General features: G+C 66.1%; 18 protein-coding genes. 17 read left to right on the forward strand and 1 reads right to left on the reverse strand.

What is annotated here, in order from left to right; translation table 11 throughout:
• The first annotated feature begins 10 nt into the window (after positions 1-10).
• From G020_RS0103950 to G020_RS0104015, 14 genes are all read left to right on the forward strand, one after another.
• Positions 11-727 carry a 4Fe-4S dicluster domain-containing protein gene (locus G020_RS0103950; protein WP_024328733.1) on the forward strand — a complete coding sequence of 239 codons (717 nt, stop codon included), beginning with the start codon at positions 11-13 and terminating at the stop codon, positions 725-727.
• Complete coding sequence (locus tag G020_RS0103955; protein WP_024328734.1) at positions 720-1,631, forward strand: CoB--CoM heterodisulfide reductase iron-sulfur subunit B family protein; 912 nt, start codon at positions 720-722, stop codon at positions 1,629-1,631. Before G020_RS0103950 ends, G020_RS0103955 begins: the two co-directional genes overlap by 8 nt.
• A 102-nt stretch (positions 1,632-1,733) precedes the next feature.
• Positions 1,734-2,180: a glycine cleavage system protein H gene (locus G020_RS0103960; protein WP_018935767.1), complete on the forward strand. Its 447-nt coding sequence runs from the start codon at positions 1,734-1,736 to the stop codon at positions 2,178-2,180.
• Positions 2,181-2,189: 9 nt separating this feature from the next.
• Positions 2,190-2,597 (forward strand): DsrE family protein, encoded by a 408-nt coding sequence (locus G020_RS0103965; protein ID WP_018946873.1) that lies wholly within the window; start codon positions 2,190-2,192, stop codon positions 2,595-2,597.
• Positions 2,598-2,628: 31 nt separating this feature from the next.
• Positions 2,629-3,066 carry a glycine cleavage system protein H gene (locus G020_RS0103970; protein ID WP_077244523.1) on the forward strand — a complete coding sequence of 146 codons (438 nt, stop codon included), beginning with the start codon at positions 2,629-2,631 and terminating at the stop codon, positions 3,064-3,066.
• A gap of 107 nt (positions 3,067-3,173) precedes the next feature.
• Positions 3,174-4,358: a radical SAM protein gene (locus G020_RS0103975; RefSeq protein WP_018946874.1), complete on the forward strand. Its 1,185-nt coding sequence runs from the start codon at positions 3,174-3,176 to the stop codon at positions 4,356-4,358.
• The gene (locus tag G020_RS0103980) at positions 4,351-5,442 is read left to right on the forward strand and encodes a biotin/lipoate A/B protein ligase family protein (protein WP_018946875.1); all 1,092 of its coding nucleotides are present in this window, start codon (positions 4,351-4,353) and stop codon (positions 5,440-5,442) included. Before G020_RS0103975 ends, G020_RS0103980 begins: the two co-directional genes overlap by 8 nt.
• A 34-nt stretch (positions 5,443-5,476) precedes the next feature.
• Positions 5,477-6,559 carry an NAD(P)/FAD-dependent oxidoreductase gene (locus G020_RS0103985; protein ID WP_024328735.1) on the forward strand — a complete coding sequence of 361 codons (1,083 nt, stop codon included), beginning with the start codon at positions 5,477-5,479 and terminating at the stop codon, positions 6,557-6,559.
• 54 nt (positions 6,560-6,613) lie between these two features.
• Positions 6,614-7,792 carry a radical SAM protein gene (locus G020_RS0103990; protein ID WP_024328736.1) on the forward strand — a complete coding sequence of 393 codons (1,179 nt, stop codon included), beginning with the start codon at positions 6,614-6,616 and terminating at the stop codon, positions 7,790-7,792.
• Between the two features lie 240 nt (positions 7,793-8,032).
• Positions 8,033-9,427, forward strand: a complete 1,395-nt coding sequence (locus G020_RS0103995) for an OmpP1/FadL family transporter (RefSeq protein ID WP_024328737.1) — start codon at positions 8,033-8,035, stop codon at positions 9,425-9,427.
• Between the two features lie 93 nt (positions 9,428-9,520).
• Positions 9,521-10,498 carry a hypothetical protein gene (locus G020_RS0104000; protein ID WP_024328738.1) on the forward strand — a complete coding sequence of 326 codons (978 nt, stop codon included), beginning with the start codon at positions 9,521-9,523 and terminating at the stop codon, positions 10,496-10,498.
• A 118-nt stretch (positions 10,499-10,616) separates the two neighbouring features.
• A complete protein-coding gene (locus G020_RS0104005; protein ID WP_024328739.1) occupies positions 10,617-11,054 on the forward strand; it encodes a hypothetical protein in 438 nt (145 codons plus the stop codon).
• Positions 11,055-11,060: 6 nt separating this feature from the next.
• Positions 11,061-12,095 carry a lipoate--protein ligase family protein gene (locus tag G020_RS0104010; protein ID WP_024328740.1) on the forward strand — a complete coding sequence of 345 codons (1,035 nt, stop codon included), beginning with the start codon at positions 11,061-11,063 and terminating at the stop codon, positions 12,093-12,095.
• Between the two features lie 20 nt (positions 12,096-12,115).
• Positions 12,116-12,502, forward strand: coding sequence for a hypothetical protein (locus tag G020_RS0104015; RefSeq protein WP_024328741.1), 387 nt, complete (start codon positions 12,116-12,118; stop codon positions 12,500-12,502).
• A gap of 108 nt (positions 12,503-12,610) precedes the next feature.
• Here the strand turns inward: G020_RS0104015 and G020_RS0104020 are convergent, their stop codons facing one another.
• Positions 12,611-12,928, reverse strand: coding sequence for a hypothetical protein (locus G020_RS0104020; protein WP_018870306.1), 318 nt, complete (start codon positions 12,926-12,928; stop codon positions 12,611-12,613).
• A gap of 168 nt (positions 12,929-13,096) precedes the next feature.
• Between G020_RS0104020 and G020_RS0104025 the strand changes: the two genes are divergently transcribed.
• The 3 genes from G020_RS0104025 to G020_RS0104035 are packed head-to-tail and all read left to right on the forward strand — an operon-like array spanning position 13,097 to position 17,741.
• Positions 13,097-13,966: a CbbQ/NirQ/NorQ/GpvN family protein gene (locus G020_RS0104025; protein ID WP_024328742.1), complete on the forward strand. Its 870-nt coding sequence runs from the start codon at positions 13,097-13,099 to the stop codon at positions 13,964-13,966.
• Positions 13,963-16,527, forward strand: coding sequence for a VWA domain-containing protein (locus G020_RS0104030; protein ID WP_024328743.1), 2,565 nt, complete (start codon positions 13,963-13,965; stop codon positions 16,525-16,527). The genes G020_RS0104025 and G020_RS0104030 overlap by 4 nt, the downstream gene beginning before the upstream one ends.
• The gene (locus G020_RS0104035; RefSeq protein WP_024328744.1) at positions 16,524-17,741 is read left to right on the forward strand and encodes an acetoin utilization protein AcuC; all 1,218 of its coding nucleotides are present in this window, start codon (positions 16,524-16,526) and stop codon (positions 17,739-17,741) included. Before G020_RS0104030 ends, G020_RS0104035 begins: the two co-directional genes overlap by 4 nt.
• Positions 17,742-17,788 lie beyond the last annotated feature (47 nt).

A 17,788-nucleotide genomic window follows, 5' to 3' on the forward strand; every position in this document is an offset into this window, starting at 1 on the left:
GAGAGACGTCATGGCAATACACGAGAAGGCACTGATCGAGGACGAGCGGCTCCAGCAGCACGACGAGCTGGTGGTCGACGGCGTGGACGTGTCCGGGCACTGGAACACCATGATTGCCCCGCGCACGGTCCGCGACTACGACGACGATTTCGAGACGAAGATCCAGAGCTACACCGGCGGCGAGTACGTGCACCGCTGCTGGCAGTGCGGGTCCTGCACCAACTCCTGCACCATGTATGCGCAGAACGTACAGTTCAATCCGCGCTACTGGATCTACCTGACCCGGCTGGGCATGAAGGAAGAGCTGGTCAAGGACAAGGACATCATCTGGCAGTGCGTGTCCTGCAACAAGTGCACCAATATCTGCCCGAAGGACGTGAAGCCCGAGGGCGTGATGAAGGCGCTGGCGCACTGGATGGAGGAAGAGGGGATCACCGAGAAGGCCCCGTCCACCATCTTTGACGAAGAGTTCGCGGACCAGATCTACAAGACCGGGCGCATCGAGGACGGCAAGGTCATGCAGAACTTCTTCAAGAAGACCGGCCAGCCGTTGCTGCAGGAATGGCTGAAAGTGTTCGTCTTCCGCATGATGAAGCACCTGCCGGTGAAGCACCTCATGGCGATGGGCTTCAATACCGTTCATACGCCGCGCACCAAGTCCTGGGGCAAGACCGGGGATGTGCTGAAGAACTACGTGCGCGAACAGAAGGAGGCCGCTCATGGCTAAGGTTGCTTACTATCCCGGGTGCGCACTCGAGGGTTCCGGCGGTCCGTATGACCGGTCGACCCGCGTGCTGGTCAAGGCGCTGGGCCTGGAGATGGAAAACCTGCGTGACTGGAACTGCTGTGGCGCGATGGAGGTGAAGAACGTTCACCCCATGCTGCAGACCTACCTCTCGGCCCGGAACATGGCCATCGCCTCCGAGCAGATGGGCATGGATACGGTGATGGCGCCGTGTAACGGTTGCTATCACAACCTGAAGAAGGCCGAGTACGAGACCGCGACCTCCGACGACGCCATGAATACCGTTCAGGATCTGGCTCGCCAGTCGGATGACCCGGTGTATTCCGGCGACGTGCGCACCCTTCACCTGCTGGAATGGCTGATGGAGGAACTGGGCCCCGAGGGCATCAAGCAGAAGATGACCAAGAGCCTGAACGGCCTGAAGATCGCCAACTACTACGGGTGCATGTACACCCGTCCCCGGCAGATCTTCCCGGAGAAGGACAACGGCCCGGGTTCGGAGTCCAGTTATCAGCCGCACTTCATGGACGATCTGCTGGGCGCTGCGGGCGGCGTGAACGTGGACTTCCCGCTGAAGACCTCCTGCTGCGGCGGTGCCCATACGCTGTCCGACTCGGATACCTCGACCCAGCTGGTGCTGAACCTGCTGCAGTCGGCCGAGGACTCCGGCGCCGAGGTGATCGCGACTGAATGCCCGACGTGCCACTCCGGTCTGGAGATGCACCAGGTGCGTGCCGAAACCGAGTTCGGCATCAAGACCGACGTGAAGGTGCTTTACTTCACGCAGCTGCTGGGCCTGGCCATGGGTCTGTCGCCGCGCAAGCTGGGCATTCACGAGAACGTGAGTGACTCGATCGGCCTGCTGAAGGAGAAGGGGGTCCTCTGATCCCCTTCTTTCGGCATTCAGGCTTGATACGACAAGACGGGCGCGCTGCGCCCGTTTTTTTGTGGAGCACGGGCGCGCGGGCGTCCGGGAACGAGGCGAATCATGGATTGCAACGGCTGCGAGTTCCATCCTGAACTGTTCTACGATGACGAATACCAGATCTGGCTTCGGCGCGAGGACGACGACACCCTCACAGTGGGGATGACTGACCTGTCACAGACGATCGCCGGCAAGATCATCCATGTGCGGGTGCGCCGGCCGGGGACGCGGCGGCCGCCGGGCAAGCCGGTGGCCACCATCGAAAGCGGCAAGTGGGCCGGTCCGATCCCCAACTTCATCGACTGCAAGATCGTCGAGGGGAACGAGGAGGTGCTGGAGAATCCGGTGCTGCTGAACTCGGACCCCTACAATGCGTGGATCGCGCGGGTCGAGGCGACCAACGGCGCTGATGCGGCACTGGCGGAATTCGTCACCGGCGACAAGGCGCACGAAGGTTACTGCCGGCGGGCGCGTGAAGATGATATCGAGTGCCAGCGCAAGCTGCGCTGAGGGGTAAAGATGGCCGATCTCGACGACGACTACTATCTGGACAACGACGAGCAGACCGTCGTGTTCGTGATGACCTCGGGGCCGTCCACCCCTGGCCGCTGCGCCACGCCGTTCTATCTCGGCGCGGTGATGGCGTCGATGGACGTGGACGTGTACATCTTTTTCACCATGGAAGGGGTGAAGCTGATGGAGCAGGGTGTCGCAGAGAATCTGCGGGCAATGGAAGGCGGCAAGCTCATCAGCGAATTCATTCAGGACGCCAAGCGTGCGGGCGTGCGTCTGCACGTTTGCCAGCCCGCTTTGCCGGGGTATAGAATCGACCCGTCTTCCGATCTCGTTGCCGAGGTCGATGAAGTCAATCGGGCCAGCGAGCTCGCTGACCTGATCCTGCGTAGTGATAAAACGATAACTTTCTAGTCTTTCCCGCTTTTTTATCCAGGAGGTATTTATGGGCGCTGTTCGGGGTTGTGATATTCCGGAAGATCTGATGTACAACGTTGAAAACAACGTCTGGGTGCGCAAGGAGAGCGATGGTACCGCCACCGTCGGCCTGACCTCCTACGCCTGCTCGCTGGCCGGCACGATCGTGTCGTACACCCCCAAGAAGGTGGGAAAGTCGGTCAAGAAGGACAAGTCCTGCACGACGGTTGAATCCGGCAAATGGGTCGGTCCGGCCAAGACTCCGGTCACCGGCGAAGTCACCGAGACCAACGACAAGGTCGCCGCGAACCCGGGCCTGATCAACGAAGATCCCTACGGTGAAGGCTGGCTGATCAAGCTGAAGCCGGAAGACTGGGACGGTGAAAGCGCCGAACTCAAGACCGGTTCCGACGCCCTGGCGGCGTTCGAAGCCAAGATGGAAGCGGACGGCTTCGGCGGCTGCTGAAGGTCTTTCGCGAAGAGGCCGTCGTTCCCGAGGGATCGGCGGCCTCTTTTTTGTCACTAATACCGCAGTAAAACGTTCAACAAATTGCGCGCACCCGGAGAGAGCCGATGACGAGCTGGAACGATGTGATCCGGCGGGTTGAACCCCTGGAAGACGTCCCCGTGGATCCGTTGCTGGTGGAGGATCTTCAGGCCCGGGGAGGCGGCGCGACTGCGGGCAGTGACTCGGTCCATTTCTACACCCCGACGTTCAAGTCCTACCAGACGAGCGAGATCGCCGACTGCGGCAAGAGTGCCTGGCCGGCCATGTCGATCACTGGCGGGGACTGCAAGCTGGCCTGCGACCACTGCAAGGCCAGGATCCTGGAACCCATGATCCCGGTGCGCAGCCCCGAAGACCTGTGGCGGGAGGTCAATCAGGTGATCGAATCCGGCGCCCAGGGGATGTTGCTGACTGGCGGCTCGAACCACCGCAACGAGGTGGAGTACGGGCCCTATTACTCGACCATCCGCCGGATCAAGGACGAGTTCCCGGATTTCCGTATCGCGATGCACACCGCCCTGGTCGACGACGACATCGCGCTGTCCATGGAGCAGGCCGGGATCGACGCGGCGATGATGGACGTGATCGGTGCGCAGGACACCATCACGCAGGTCTACCATCTGCGCCGTAGCGTCGACGATTTCGAGCAGACCCTGGAAAGCCTGGTGAAGACCAACATGAAGGTGGTGCCGCACATCGTGGTGGGCCTGCATTACGGCAAGTTGCTGGGCGAGTGGAACGCGCTCGAGATGCTGGCCCGGCATCTGCCCGATGCGGTGGTGCTGGTGGTGGTCATGCCGTTCTACGCGCCGGCCAGTCGGCCGTTCGAAACCCCGGACGTGCACGCGGTGGGCCGGTTCTTCCATGACGCCCGCGAACGCCTGGGCGACACCCCGCTGCTGCTCGGGTGCGCCCGGCCGCCGGGCGAGGCCAAGAGCCAGATCGACAGCTATGCCGTGATGGCCGGGCTGTCGGGGATCGCTCATCCGGCCGAGGGCGTGGTCGAGCTGGCCGCACGCCTGGGCAAAAACGTCCGCGTCACGCCCGCATGCTGTTCCATCGCGGTGGGCGACGAGGTGATGGCCGAGGCCGCGGACAACGCCAGCGGGGTTGAACTGGATCTGGACACCATCGTTGCCGAAGAGGCCCGCCGGCGCGAACAGGAGCGCAAGGCGCGCGAGGGCCTGGGTGGCATTCGCATCGTGACCGAAGGCGGGGCCGTAGCCTCGGGGGGTGGCTGTCATGCCTGAACGTGATCAGAAGACGCTGCGCATCCTGGATACCGGACTGCGCCCGGCCGCAGAGAACATGGCGTTCAACCGCGCCCTGCTGGAGTGCCACCAGGAGGGCCATTCGCCGCATACCCTGCGCTTTCTTCAGTTCGAGCCCTGCGCGCTGGTGGGCTTCCACCAGAACGTGGATCAGGAGATCCACGCCGATTACTGCCGCGAGCAAGGGATCGCGATCCAGCGCCGGATCACCGGCGGTGGCGCGATCTACTTCGACAGCACCCAGCTGGGCTGGGAGCTTTACCTCGACAAGCAGTTCCTCGGCACCGCCGACATGGGCCGGATCGCCGAACGGATCTGCACTGCAGCGGCCGAGGGCATGCAGAAGCTGGGCGTGGATGCCCGCTTCCGCCCGCGCAACGACATCGAGGTGGACGGGCGCAAGATCTCCGGTACCGGCGGCGCCTTCGACGGCGAGTCCATCCTCTATCAGGGCACGCTGCTGATCGAGTTCGACGTCGAGGATATGCTGCGCATCCTGCGCATCCCGGCGGAGAAGCTCTCCGACAAGGCGATCGAGTCGGCGCGTGATCGCGTGGCCAACATGGCGACCCTGCTGGGCGAGACCCCGGATCTGGACCACGTGAAACGCACCATCGCCGAGGCGATCGCGCGCGAGTTCGCGGTGGAGGCGGCACCGGCCGACCTGCTGGCGGAAGAAGACGCCGCGTTCCGCGAGGCGCTGGCCGAAATCGACAATGACGAATGGGTCTACCAGCGCAACCGTCCCGCGACCGATGCCCCGCTGCACGAAGCGGTGTATCGCTGCGACGGCGGCCTGATGCGCGTGGGCGCGGCGGTGGACCCCGAGCGCAGCCATCTCAAGCAGGTCTGGATCACCGGCGATGTCTTCGTCAAGCCGACCCGCACCATCGCGGATCTGGAGGCCAGCCTGAAGGATACTCCCGTCACCGAGATGGAGGACCGCGTGCGCGCCTTCTTCGCCGAGCGCGAGGTGGAGATGCTGCAGCTGACGCCGGAAGACTTCATCGCCGCCCTGCGCGAGGCCCTGGCGCAGGCGGAAACCGACGAGGCCGCCGAATAATGAACGGTATCCCCAACCCGGCGGGGTGTGCCTGATGCTGCCCGCTTCGGTCGACGTACTGGTGGTCGGGCTGGGGCCCGGCGGGGCCTCCGCCGCCCGCGTGGCGGCCGAAGCGGGGCTGTCGGTGCTGGCGGTGGAACGCAACCGCGCACGCGGCGAGCCGGTGCAATGCGCCGAGTTCATCCCCAACCCCATGGGCGCCTATGCGAAGCCGGACGGCGTGCTGCATCAGCGCATCGATTCCATGCAGAGCTTTCTGCCCTCCGGCGCGGTAGAGCAGTCCGACTTCCCCGGGCTGATGGTGGATCGCGGCGAATTTGACCGCGCAATTATCCGCGCCGCGGAGGCCGCCGGGGCGCAGGTGGCGATGTCCTCTCCGCTGACCGACGTGGATGCGGACCGACGTGTGGCGCGGGTGAAACACGCGGGTGAGGCGGTCGAGGTCGGCTTTCGCTTCCTGGTGGCCGGCGACGGCCCGCATTCCCCCGTGGCCGCGGCCCTGGGCCTGGATCCGCTGCCGGTGGTGCAGACCCGTCAGTACACCGTGCCGCTGCTGCGGCCGTACACCGCGACCGACGTCTGGCTGTCGGATGATTTCCCCGGCGGGTACGCCTGGCTGTTCCCCAAGGGCGAATGGGCGAACCTGGGCCTGGGCGCCGACAAGCGTCTGGAGCGTGACATGAAGACCCCGCTGGAGACGCTGCATGCGCAGCTGGTGGAGCAGGGGCTGCTGGGCACCGAGATCGTGCATCGCACCGGCGGTGCCATCCCGGTGGGCGGTCTGCGCGAGCAGCTGGTCCACGGGCCGGTGCTGTTCGTGGGCGATGCCGCCGGGCTGACCCACCCGATCACCGGCGCCGGGATCGCCGCGGCGGTGGTCTCCGGCGAGGCCGCCGCGCAGGCGATCGTGGATGATCTGGGCGGCGATGATGAGGCCCTGGAGGACTACGACGACGAGATGCGCAGCCAGTATGGCCCGGCGCTGGAGCGCGCCTGCCGCCGGCGTGCGTTTCTCAATCAGCACTGGCGCACGCCGCGCGCGAACGACGACGCAACGCAGCGCCGTGGATGGATTGCATTTTCCGAGTATTTCGACGATGGTGATCGGGCCGCGTAATCGGGCCCGGTCGATGGATGCCCTGCATCCCCGAGACAACGCTGGAGGAAAACAATGAGTGCAAGTGCAGAGGAGATGGTCGCGCCGGTAAACTTCTATCGGCCGGACTATCACATCAAGACCCCGGACATGCGTTCGCCGGAGTACGTGCAGATGTCCACGGCGGCCGCGATCACGCTGGGCCTGGTGCCGGGGACTATGCATCGCACGTCCTGCACCCACTGCCTGAACCTGCTGGTTACCTATCCGGAAGGCTGCCGCGCCAACTGCTCCTACTGCGGGCTGGCGCGCCACCGCGAGGAATCGCGTGACTACGCCGACCGCAACTTCATCCGCGTCGACTGGCCCACCGCCAAATACGACGAGGTGATCGAGCGCGTGAAGAACAACGCCGACGCCGGCCAGTTCGAGCGCATGTGCATCTCCATGATCACCCATCCCAACTCCGATGCCGACACCGTCGAGCTGCTGGAGAAGTGGGTCGCCGAGGTCAATCACATCCCGGTGTCGATCCTGTCCAACCCGACCACCATGAGCTATGAAGACCTCCAGCTTCTGCGGGACAAAGGCGCGGACATCTTCACCGTCGCGCTGGACGCGGTGACCCCGGAGATCTTCGAGCGCACCCGCGGCAAGTCGGTCGAGAGCCCGCATACCTGGGACAAGTACTGGCAGTCCATCGAGTGGGCCGCCGAGATCTTCGGCCCGGAGAAGTTCGGCGCCCATCTGATCTGCGGCATGGGCGAGACCGAGGAAGAGATCCTGCAGGTCTGCCAGCGCATCCGCGATCTGGGTGGCCACAACCACATGTTCGCGTTCTTCCCCGAGGAAGGCTCGCTGATGGAGGACTGGAAGCCGGTCCCGCGCGACCAGTGGCGCCGCGTACAGCTGGGCCGCTTCATCATCGATTACGCCGGCGGCCGCATCGACGACATGAAGTTCAACGACGACGGCCAGGTGGTGGACTTCGGTCTGCCGCAGTCCGAGGTTGAGGAACTGATCGCCTCCGGCAAGCCGTTCCAGACCTCCGGGTGCCCCGGCAAGTCGGACGAGGAGGTCTCGGCCTGCAATCGCCCCTATGGTGATTCCAGCCCGACGGACATCCTGTCGTTCCCGTTCGCGCTGAACAGCAGCGACGTCGGATTCGTGAAGCGGCAGATGGATGGCGAAGACGTGGGCACCTTCGACTTCGACGCCGACGATGAGGCCGAGGACGAGACATCGGTCCGGTAAGCAATAACCATCAAGTCCCCGACGAAAGCCCCGCCCTGCGGGGCTTTCGCACGTCAGGGCGCCGATAAGCGGTTTTGAATATTCAGGTTTCGAGCGGCAGGGGGGCCGCCGAAATTTCGCGCGGCAGGGGGCCGCCGAAAAAGATGCCCGTCCGTATGGTCAGCGGTGCGGGTATCCCGAGCCGATGGGGGAGCCAATCCGCCCCCGGCTACAACAAGAAGACCACCAAAGGAGACAACAATGAAAGCACGCTTCATTCGCCGCAGCGCGATCACGATGGCGGTCGGCCTGGCCCTGGGCGCCGCCGGTACCGCACAGGCCACCAACGGCTACTTTGCCCATGGCTACGGCATCAAGGCCAAGGGCATGGGTGGCGTCGGCATGGCTATCTCGCAGGACAGCTACGCCCCGGGCATCAACCCGGCCGGCCTCGCTGGCATGGAAACCCGCTTCGACGGGGCTCTGACTTACTTTCGGCCCGAACGTTCTTATGAGGCGGGCCAGCCCGGGCAGGCGGGTACCTTCCCTCTGGCCCCGGGCGAGGTCGAGAGTGACAGCAAGAACTTCTTCATCCCGTCGCTGGGCTTTGTCCAGCAGATCGATGAAGACCGCTCCTGGGGCATCGCCTTCCTCGGCAACGGTGGCATGAACACGAATTATCCGGGGTTCGAGAACAGCCAGTTCTGTCAGATGCCCGAGATGGATCCGAACACCGGGCAGCCCACCGGTAACATGCTGCCCATCGGTAGCCAGACCGGTGTGTTCTGCGATGGATCCGCCGGCGTCGACCTCGAACAACTGGCGATCATTCCGACCTACGCGCAAAAGTTCGCTGACGGCCGGGTGAGCGTGGGCTTCAGCCCGATCATCTCCTATCAGCGGTTCGAGGCGAAAGGGATCCAGACCTTTGCCGATTTCGGGGCGTCCGACGATTCGGAGAATTTCAGCGGCAACGGCACGGACGATTCCTGGGGCTACGGCGCGCAGATCGGCATCCAGGCCCAGGTGGCCGAAGGGGTGCGGCTGGGTGCCAACTACCGCTCCAAGATCCGCAACTCCGACTTCGACGACTATGCCGGGCTGTTCGCCGAGAGCGGGTCATTCGACATCCCGTCGACCTGGGGCATGGGGGTGGCCTGGGAGGTGACGCCCACCGTGACTCTGGTGGCCGACTACCAGCGCATCAACTACTCCGACGTGGACGCGATCTCCAACTCGGGCCCCGATGCACAGGACCTGCAGGCCGCCATGGGTGCGCAGATGCAGGGAGGGTCGGCTCCGTTCTTCGGCACCTCCGACGGTCGCGGCTTCGGCTGGGACGACATCAACGTCTACAAGATCGGTGCCCAGTTCGAGCTGCCGAACGACTGGCAGGTGCGCGTGGGCTACAACCGCGGCGACAACCCGATCGATTCGGACGAGGTGACCATGAACATCCTCGCCCCGGGGGTGATGAAGCATCACTACACCGCGGGCTTCACCAAGTCCTTCGGCGACCAGCACGAGCTGAGCTTCGCGGCGATGTACGCGCCCAGCAATTCGGTCTCCGGATCGAACGCGTTTGATGAGGACCAGGACATCGAGATCGAGATGAAGCAGTACGAGCTGGAGCTGGGCTACAGCTATCGCTTCTGAGGCCGGTCCGTCGATCCCCCGGCGCCGGGGTTGCGGCCCCGGCCGGGGTCGACGGCGATGTCCCGCTTCCCAATGATCGAAGGAGCAGTATCCATGTCATTGTTTCATCGCAAGCCGCTGCAAGCCGGCGGCTCGACCGGGATCGTCCGGTCACTGACGGCCGGGCTGGCGGCCGTGACCCTGATGGCCGCGGCGGCGTCCGCCACCGCGGACGAGTATCGCCCGTTCGTGCTGGCCTGGACCGACGGCGGGGCCGGCGTCTCCGAGGTGGCCGACGAGGCGCGCGAGCGTCTGGAGGGCGCGGATTTCGAGATCCTCGGTGAGTACGACGTCACCGACTCGGCCCGTGTGCTGGTGGCGACCAGCGACGACCTGCTGGAGGCGGCCGCCTCGCATGACCGTGCGGCTTATATCGCGCCGATGCGTGTCGGCATCACCGAGGTCGACGGCGAAGTGCAGGTCAGCTACACGCATCCGGTTTACTTCCAGCACGCCTACCGTGTCGAGGTCCCGCTGGACGGTGTCGCGGCGTCGCTGGAAGAGGCCCTCGGGGCCGAGGAGACCTTCGGCCACGAGGATGGCAAGAGCCAGCGCGACCTCAACCGGTATCGCTATGCGTTCGGCATGGAACGTTTCGACGCGCCCTACGAGCTGGGCAGCCGGGGTTCGCGTGCGGAAGCGCTCGAGGCGCTTGGCGCAGGTCTGGAGGAGCGGGCCGGCGGTGTCAGCGAGGTCTATCGCGTGGACATCCCGGGGCGCGACGCAACCCTGGTCGGCGTGGCGATCCGCGCCGTGGACGGGGCCGAGGAGGATGCGTCCGATCGCAACGCCCTGGAGACCGTGGACGTCAACGCACGCCGCCACACCGCCTACGTGCCCTACGAGGTCCTGGTCAATGGCGGCGACGTGGAGGCGCTCCACATGCGCTTTCGCATGGCGCTGCATTTCCCCGACCTGAGCATGCTGGGGTCGAACAGTTTCATCCAGCTGCGCAATGCCCCGGGAGCCGTGGAAGAGGCGCTGCAGGAGGCCGCCGGATTCGCGTCCTCCGGCTTCCAGTGGGACGACTGAACCCCGGCCCGGGAAAAAACCCCTGGTTGCACTCAAGAACCCCGGTCCGCCGGGGTTTCTTACGTACGGGGGCCGGGGTTGTTTATCCTCCCCGTTCACTCGCGGCAGGAAGCAGGCCATGAAATCAATGAAAATCGCCAACATGGGCGAGATCCGCAACGAACTCAACAAGTACAAGAAGGGTCGCAAGCTGGACATCCATCAGTTCAACCAGGTCGCGCGTCAGGCGTGGCTCGGCAAACTGGTGATGCAGCCGCTGGACCTCGAAGATCCCGAATGCAAGGCGTTCCTGGTGTTCGTGCAGGAGCCCGAGGAGCTGGCGCAGCATTTCCTCGACACCGACCAGGAGCTGCTGGGCGGCATGCACATCATCGACGGCCAGCAGGCCGAGGCGCTGGTGGATATCATGCGCACCGGAGTCGAAGAACGGGCCAAGTTGTACGAGGATCTGTCGCGCTCCGACTTCTATTTCCGTTACTTTTACAAGCCGGGGAACGATGACAAGGATCAGGAGCAGCAGGGCGACGCGGCCTCCGGCCAGCCGTCGGAGGAATAAGGCGCGATGACGACCCCGGCCGCTCCGGAATGGATCGATGCCGGGGAGCGGTCGGCGACGGAGCTGCATGCCCTGTATACCGGGCTGGCGGCGTCCACCCCGCCGGACGCTCCGCCCCGGGTGTTGTGGATGCGCTCGCGCGAGGCGCATGTCTCGGTGGGCGGCAGTCAGGATCCCGAAGCCGATCTGGATCTGGATCACTGTGCCGCGCGTGGCATCCCGGTGGTGCGGCGCCCGCTGGGCGGTGGTTCGGTATGGGTGGATGCCGACCAGGACTGCTTCTTCGTGATCCGGCCGAGTCGTGTCCTCACGCGTGGTCCCCGGCATCTGTTCGCGCAGGGCCTGGCCATGGCCGTGGACGTCTTGCGCGAGCTGGGCCTGCAGGGGGTGGAACCCCGCGGACAGGATGTCTGGGTGCAGGGCCGCAAGATCATGGGTACCGGTGCGGCCACCCTGAACGAGGGCTCGGTATTCGGCGCGAGCTTTCTCGGTCGTTTCCCGGTGGAGGATTTCCTCGCCTGTGTGCGGGCCCCCAGCGAGGGGTATCGGGAATGGCTGCGCCCGGTACTGGAGGCCGGCATGACCGACTGCGCCGGGGAGCTGGGGCGGGCGCCGGATTCCGCGGCTCTGCGCGACTCGCTGCGCCGGGTCACGGAACGCCGCTTCGAGGCGCCGCCGGTGGAGGTGACGCCGGACGCGGCGACCCTGGAAGCCTGGCTGGCGGCCGGCTACGAGGAACTGGACGATCTCGCGGACGGGGATGCGCGCCCGTCCGTGCCGGAGGGGATCCGGGTCAATCGTGACAATCACGTGTTCGAGACACGGGTGGCCTGCGGGCGCCTGCGCCTGCACGTGGAAGGACAGCATATCGCGCGGGTGTGGTGCGAGGACCCCGCGGTGGACCGCGTCCTCGGCGAGCGCGTGGCGGGCGAGCTGCCGGAGCGTCTGCATCTGCGTTCGCGCCTGGCCGGCTGCCTCGACCCGGCGGTGGCCGATGCGGTCAGCGCCCGCATCGATGCGCTATACCGTGGCATCGCCTGAATTTCCAAGGAGACACCGAGATGGCCGAACCGACGATCCAGCGCCGGCTGGAAAAGCGCATGATCCTGATGAGCCGGGACGGCGACATGATCGAGCGCCTGCGGGCGCCATTGCCCGACGATTGGCACATGGAAGCGACCACCGATCTGGAGGGTCTGGGAGACTGGAACGAGGTGCTGCTGTATCGCTTCCTGCTGCTGGACCTGGACGAGATCGAGGTGTTCGATCCGCTGGACGTGATCCGCACCCTGCGCATGGAATACCAGATCAACCTGCCGGTGTTCTGTTTCGGAGGGGATGCGGACATTCGTGACGAGATGCGTCTGGCGCGGGCGGATCGCTTTTTCGACCGGGACGAGATGGTCGAAAAGCTCCCCGAATTCATCCGCATGTACGACTGGGGCTGAGTGCCCCGTCAGAAAGGCCTCCAACAGAAAAGGCCCCGGGCTCAAGCCACGGGGCCTTTTCGATTCGCCGGCCGGGCGCGAGCCGCGGACCGGCAAATGGCGCGGCCTTCAGCCGATCCAGGCGTGCTCGAGGACGTCGATCCGGATCTTCTGGTGGTAGGTCTCGCCGTTGCCCTCGATCTCCAGGTCACCCATGCGGGTCCCCGCGGTGTCGTAGCTGAACTTGCAGTCGAAGCTGCCGGGCAGGGACACGCTGCTTTCGCAGAGGGTCTCGCCCTCCACGGTGAAGCGGCACTGCGCGGTGCCCGAGCCGTTCAGCATGGCCTGCAGGCGGAATTCCTCGTTCACCGGGCGACGGTACACTTCCGGGTCGCGGTTCGGGTTGTACTGCAGGTTGTTCAGCTTGACGAGTTTGACAAGTTTCATTGCGGGTCCTCTATTTACGCGCTGAATCCGAGTGAACTGGTTGGGTATAATCAAACCCGAAATCATACAACAATCCCCGCGCGATGACGATTCCGGGGGTGCGCCCCCCGGGAATGTGCCCGGAATCGTCATGCGACGCGACATACGAGGCGGCCTACAGGAGCCAGCATGAAGAACCTGATCAACCGCATGCGCGGAGTGGAACGCGACGTCATCGACAAGCCCGGCCAGGATGGCAGCCAGGGCGGCGCGCCCTTCTACAAGCCCCAGGCCGACGAGGTCGAGATCTTCCAGGCGGCCTATGCCAAGCGCCTGCCGGTGATGCTCAAGGGACCGACCGGCTGCGGCAAGACCCGGTTTCTGGAGCATGTTGCGCATACCATCGGCCAGCCGCTGGTCACCGTGTCCTGCCACGAGGACCTCACCAGCTCGGATCTGGTCGGGCGTTTCCTGCTCGAGGGTGAGGAGACCGTGTGGCAGGACGGGCCGCTGACCCGCTCGGTCAAGGAGGGGGCGATCTGCTATCTCGACGAGATCGTCGAGGCGCGCACCGACACCACCGTGGTCATCCACCCGCTGACCGACCACCGGCGCCAGCTGCCGCTGGACAAGAAGTCGCAGATCATCGATGCGCACGAGGACTTCATGCTGGTGATCTCCTACAACCCCGGTTATCAGACCGTGCTGAAGGACCTGAAGCCGTCCACCAAGCAGCGCTTCGTCGGCATCCATTTCGATTACCCCTCGGAAGAGGTCGAGCGGGAGATCGTGGCGAAGGAATCCGGCGGCCTGGACGCCGACCGGGTGGAGAAGCTGGTGGCCGCCGGGCGCAAGGCGCGCGCGCTGAAGGACCATGGCCTGGAGGAGGCGACCTCCACCCGCGCGCTGGCCTATGCCGGGGAGCTGATGCAGGCGGGTCTGAGCCCGCGCGTGGCCTGCCGCGCGGCGATGATCGCGCCGATCACCGATGACCCCGAGCTGATCCAGGCGCTGGAGGAGATCTTCGACGCCCACTTCCCCGAGTCGGAAGCCGCGTGAGCGAGCAGGTCCGCAACGACGGAGGCGCGGATACCGAGGCCGGGGATCTGGTCGAGATCGAGGAGATCCTCCAGCACCTCGAGGACATGAGCTTCGTCGCCCACCGCGACGCGAAGGAGGCCCTCCCGGCGATCCGCGAGTTCGGTGCCGGTCCCGCCCGGCGCTGGATCGAGACCGCGCGCGACCTGTTCTTCCACGACCGCGAGGCCGGCAAGAGCTTCATGCGTCATTCCGCGCGGATGGCCGAACACGTCGGCGGGGTGGAGCCCTGGCGCGCGCAGGCCGCCGAGTTCGCCCGCTGGGTGAATTCCGCGGATGCGCTCGAGGGGTTCATGAGCCAGGCCGACCGGGTGTTCGCCGCCTGGGGCGAGGAAGGCGAGCGCGAATGGTACGCAACCGGTCTGCGCTGGTGCGAGCGCAGCCTGCCGGACGCGCGGGCCTATTTCGAGACCGATTTCGACAAGCTCGCGGCCGGGCGTGGCATCGAGGGGCTGCGGGCCCTGATCGACCCGGCCGAGACCCTGTTCGACGAACGCGGCCTGACCCTGGACTGCTACCTCGAAGGGGCGCCCATCGCCCGCAACCTGGTCGGCGACGGCGGTCTGCTTTCCTGGGCGCGGCGCGGGGCCGACCTGCTGAAGGCCGGGCGCTCGCGCGGCGAGGCGTATTTCCGCCTGGAGAGCGACGAGAGTCTGAAGCTGCTGCTGGACGCCCTGCCGGGGTTCCGTCCGCGCATGCACGGGCGCTTCCTGCGGCTGGTGATGCTGGCCTGGCTGGACGCCGACATCCCGCTGGCGGATTCCAGCTGGAAGCCCGGCGAGGGCCGGCCGATGCTGGAGACCGACGGCCGCCGACTGTTCATGCCGGCGGTCATGGACTCGCGCGAGGAGGCCCTGGTGGCCACGCAGCATGCGGCGGCCCACCTGGCGTACGACACCTATGCCCTGCCCCGCGTGGAGCGCCTGTTCGAGCGCGCGGGCAGCGAGCACCCGCCGCTGGACGACCGCTCGCGCATCACCTGGCGGCCGCTGTTCGCCGCCTTCGGCGAGCGCATGTTCCGTTTCCAGATCCTGTTCGACCTGGCCGAGGACCTGCGGGTGAACGCCCGGGTCGCGCCGCGCATCCCGCGCTTTCTCGAACGGCTGGTGCGGCTGGCCGAGGCGTACGAGCGTCCGGCCGAACCGGCCGGCACCTACTTCGATTTCGCCCTGCGGGCGCACCGGGCGCTGCTGGAAGGACGCGAGCCGGAGGATCCTCGGCTCGCGCGCATGCTGGCGCCCGATGCCGACGTGGTGACCGCCTGGGAGGTGGCCGAGGAACTGTTCGCCGACGGGGCCTTTCCCGAGATCACCATCGAAGAACGCGCCGAGGCCTACCTGCCCGGGCTGTCGCTGAACGCGGCGCTGCCGGTCTATCCTCAGCGCGAGCGCAACGGCGAGCTGGCGGACTTCCGCGACCACGAGGCGCACGACGAGCACAAGTTCGAGCACGAGAAGCAGGAAGAGCAGCCGCAGCAGGCCCCGGAGGACGCGCAGAAGGACCCGGACGCCGACATCCAGACCCCGCAGCAGGAGACCTCCGGCACCGGCGGGCGGATCGGCACCGGGATCCCGCAGCCGGCCCAGGTAGCCAAGCGCGCGGCCCCGTACACGCCGAAGAAGGACGGCATCCTGTACCCCGAGTGGGATTATCGCGAGCAGCGCTACATCTCCGACTGGGTCAACCTCTACGAGCGCGTGCTGGACGACGAAGAGCCCGACCGCGCGGCGGAGATCCTCACCCGCCACGCCGACACCCTGAAGCGCCTGACCCGGGGGCTGGAGATGCAGCGCCCGATGCGTCCGGCTCCGCTGCGCAAACAGATGGACGGCGACGAGCTGGATACCGAGGCGGTGATCGATTATGTCGCCGACAAGAAGGCGGGGCTGTCGCCCAAGGCCTTCATCTACCGCCGTCGCGCGGTGCAGCACCGCGACACCTCGGTGCTGATGCTGGCGGACATGTCGACCTCCATCATGGCGCGGCATCCGGGCGGGCAGGGCAAGATCGTCGACCGCGTGCGCGAGGGCATGATGCTGTTCGCCGAGGCCATCGACCGGGTCGGCGATCCCTGTGCGATCGCCGGGTTCGCCTCCAAACAGCGCGATCAGGTCAACTACTACTGGCTGAAGGACTTCAACGAGGACCTGAGCGCCACCGTGCGCAACCGTATCGCCGGGGTCTCCGGGCGCCTGGCCTCGCGCATGGGCGCGGGCATCCGTCACTCGCTGGAGGCCTTCCGGCGCAGCTCGGCCCAGCGCCGCCTGCTGCTGATCCTGTCCGACGGCCGCCCGGCCGACTACGACGACGGCGGCGACCAGCGCTACCTGCACGAGGACACGCGCATGGCCATGAAAGAGGCGGTGGACGCCGGCGTGCACCCGTTCTGCGTCACCCTGGACCCGTCCGGCTCGGAATACCTGCCGGCGATCTTCGGCCCCGGCCACTACACCATCATCGACCACGTGGACGAGCTGCCGCGCCGTCTGCCCGAGATCTACCTGAGGCTGCGCCACCAGTGAATGCCACCCCCGAAGCCGCCCCCGTCGCTGCCCCGGACGCCGCATCCGGTCCGGCGCGCCGCCATGCGACGCTGCTGCACGCCCCGCGCTATCGCGGGCACAGCTACGGCGACAACCATCCGCTGGGGATCCCGCGGGTGTCGCTCACCCTCGACCTGATCGAGGCCTACGATGCCGTCACCCCCGGCGAGATGGCGGTGACCCGCAAGGCCATGCCCGCCGAGCTCGAGTGGCTGCATACCCGCGACTACGTGACCGCCATGCAGCGCGCCGAGGCGCTGGGCAAGGTGTTCCAGCGCTACCGCGACCGCCACAACATCGGCAACTTCGAGAACCCGTTCTTCGCCGGCTTCTTCTCTACCCCGGCTACCGCCACCTATGGTTCCATCCAGGGCGCCGAGGTCGTGCTGGAGGGCGGCATGGCCTTCAATCCGGCCGGGGGCATGCATCACGCCGCCCCCGACCAGGCGCGCGGCTTCTGCTACTTCAACGACTGCGCCCTGGGCATCATGCGCCTGCGCCAGAGCGGGGCACGGGTGCTGTACCTGGATATCGACGCCCATCATGGCGACGGCGTGGAAGCGGCATTCGCCGACGACCCGGACGTGCTTACCGTGTCCCTGCATATGGATACCGAATACGGCTATCCGTTCCAGGGCGGGCGCATCGAGGACACCGGCCGGCTGGGCAACGCGGTCAACCTGCCGCTGCCGAAAGAGACCAACGACACGGAATTCCGCAGCGCCTTCAGCCGCATCTGGGAGGCGGCGCGTACCCGCTGGCAGCCGGATTACGTGGTCGTGCAGGCCGGCACCGATGCGCTGCTGCCCGACCCGCTGGGCAAGTTCGGCATCTCCACCCAGTGTTTTCTCGCCTGCATCGACGACGTGATCGAGACCAGCCCCCGCCACGCCGACGGCACGCCGAAGCTGCTGGTGCTCGGGGGCGGCGGTTACCACCCGCTGGCGCTGGCCCGCTGCTGGACCGGCGTATGGGCGCAGCTTACCGGCCGCGAGCTGCCCGCCCGGCTGCCCGAGGCCGGGCAGGCCCTGCTGCGCGAGGTCGACTGGGACATGGACGAAGAAGAGGAGTGGTACGACAACCTGTTCGTATCCCGCCTCGATGCCGACCGCAGCGGCCCGGTGCGCGCCGAACTGGAACAGCGCCTGGAGCGGCTGTTCTGCACCCACCCCCTGCTGCGCAGTCCCGGCTGAGGGATGATAGCCCGCCGGCGCCGTTGATCGTGGCCCGTCATGGTATA

Source organism: Thioalkalivibrio sp. ALR17-21 (genome assembly GCF_000420185.1).
In the GTDB taxonomy this organism is placed as follows: Bacteria; Pseudomonadota; Gammaproteobacteria; order Ectothiorhodospirales; family Ectothiorhodospiraceae; genus Thioalkalivibrio; species Thioalkalivibrio halophilus.

Coding starts and splice junctions, on each gene's coding strand:
- G020_RS0103990 (WP_024328736.1), top strand. CDS start 6,614: ATGAGTGCAAGTGCAGAGGAGATGGTCGCGCCGGTAAACTTCTATCGG.
- G020_RS0103985 (WP_024328735.1), top strand. CDS start 5,477: ATGCTGCCCGCTTCGGTCGACGTACTGGTGGTCGGGCTGGGGCCCGGC.
- G020_RS0103975 (WP_018946874.1), top strand. CDS start 3,174: ATGACGAGCTGGAACGATGTGATCCGGCGGGTTGAACCCCTGGAAGAC.
- G020_RS0103950 (WP_024328733.1), top strand. CDS start 11: ATGGCAATACACGAGAAGGCACTGATCGAGGACGAGCGGCTCCAGCAG.
- G020_RS0104020 (WP_018870306.1), bottom strand. CDS start 12,928: ATGAAACTTGTCAAACTCGTCAAGCTGAACAACCTGCAGTACAACCCG.
- G020_RS0103955 (WP_024328734.1), top strand. CDS start 720: ATGGCTAAGGTTGCTTACTATCCCGGGTGCGCACTCGAGGGTTCCGGC.
- G020_RS0103980 (WP_018946875.1), top strand. CDS start 4,351: ATGCCTGAACGTGATCAGAAGACGCTGCGCATCCTGGATACCGGACTG.
- G020_RS0104010 (WP_024328740.1), top strand. CDS start 11,061: ATGACGACCCCGGCCGCTCCGGAATGGATCGATGCCGGGGAGCGGTCG.
- G020_RS0103960 (WP_018935767.1), top strand. CDS start 1,734: ATGGATTGCAACGGCTGCGAGTTCCATCCTGAACTGTTCTACGATGAC.
- G020_RS0104015 (WP_024328741.1), top strand. CDS start 12,116: ATGGCCGAACCGACGATCCAGCGCCGGCTGGAAAAGCGCATGATCCTG.
- G020_RS0103995 (WP_024328737.1), top strand. CDS start 8,033: ATGAAAGCACGCTTCATTCGCCGCAGCGCGATCACGATGGCGGTCGGC.
- G020_RS0103965 (WP_018946873.1), top strand. CDS start 2,190: ATGGCCGATCTCGACGACGACTACTATCTGGACAACGACGAGCAGACC.
- G020_RS0104000 (WP_024328738.1), top strand. CDS start 9,521: ATGTCATTGTTTCATCGCAAGCCGCTGCAAGCCGGCGGCTCGACCGGG.
- G020_RS0104005 (WP_024328739.1), top strand. CDS start 10,617: ATGAAATCAATGAAAATCGCCAACATGGGCGAGATCCGCAACGAACTC.
- G020_RS0103970 (WP_077244523.1), top strand. CDS start 2,629: ATGGGCGCTGTTCGGGGTTGTGATATTCCGGAAGATCTGATGTACAAC.
- G020_RS0104025 (WP_024328742.1), top strand. CDS start 13,097: ATGAAGAACCTGATCAACCGCATGCGCGGAGTGGAACGCGACGTCATC.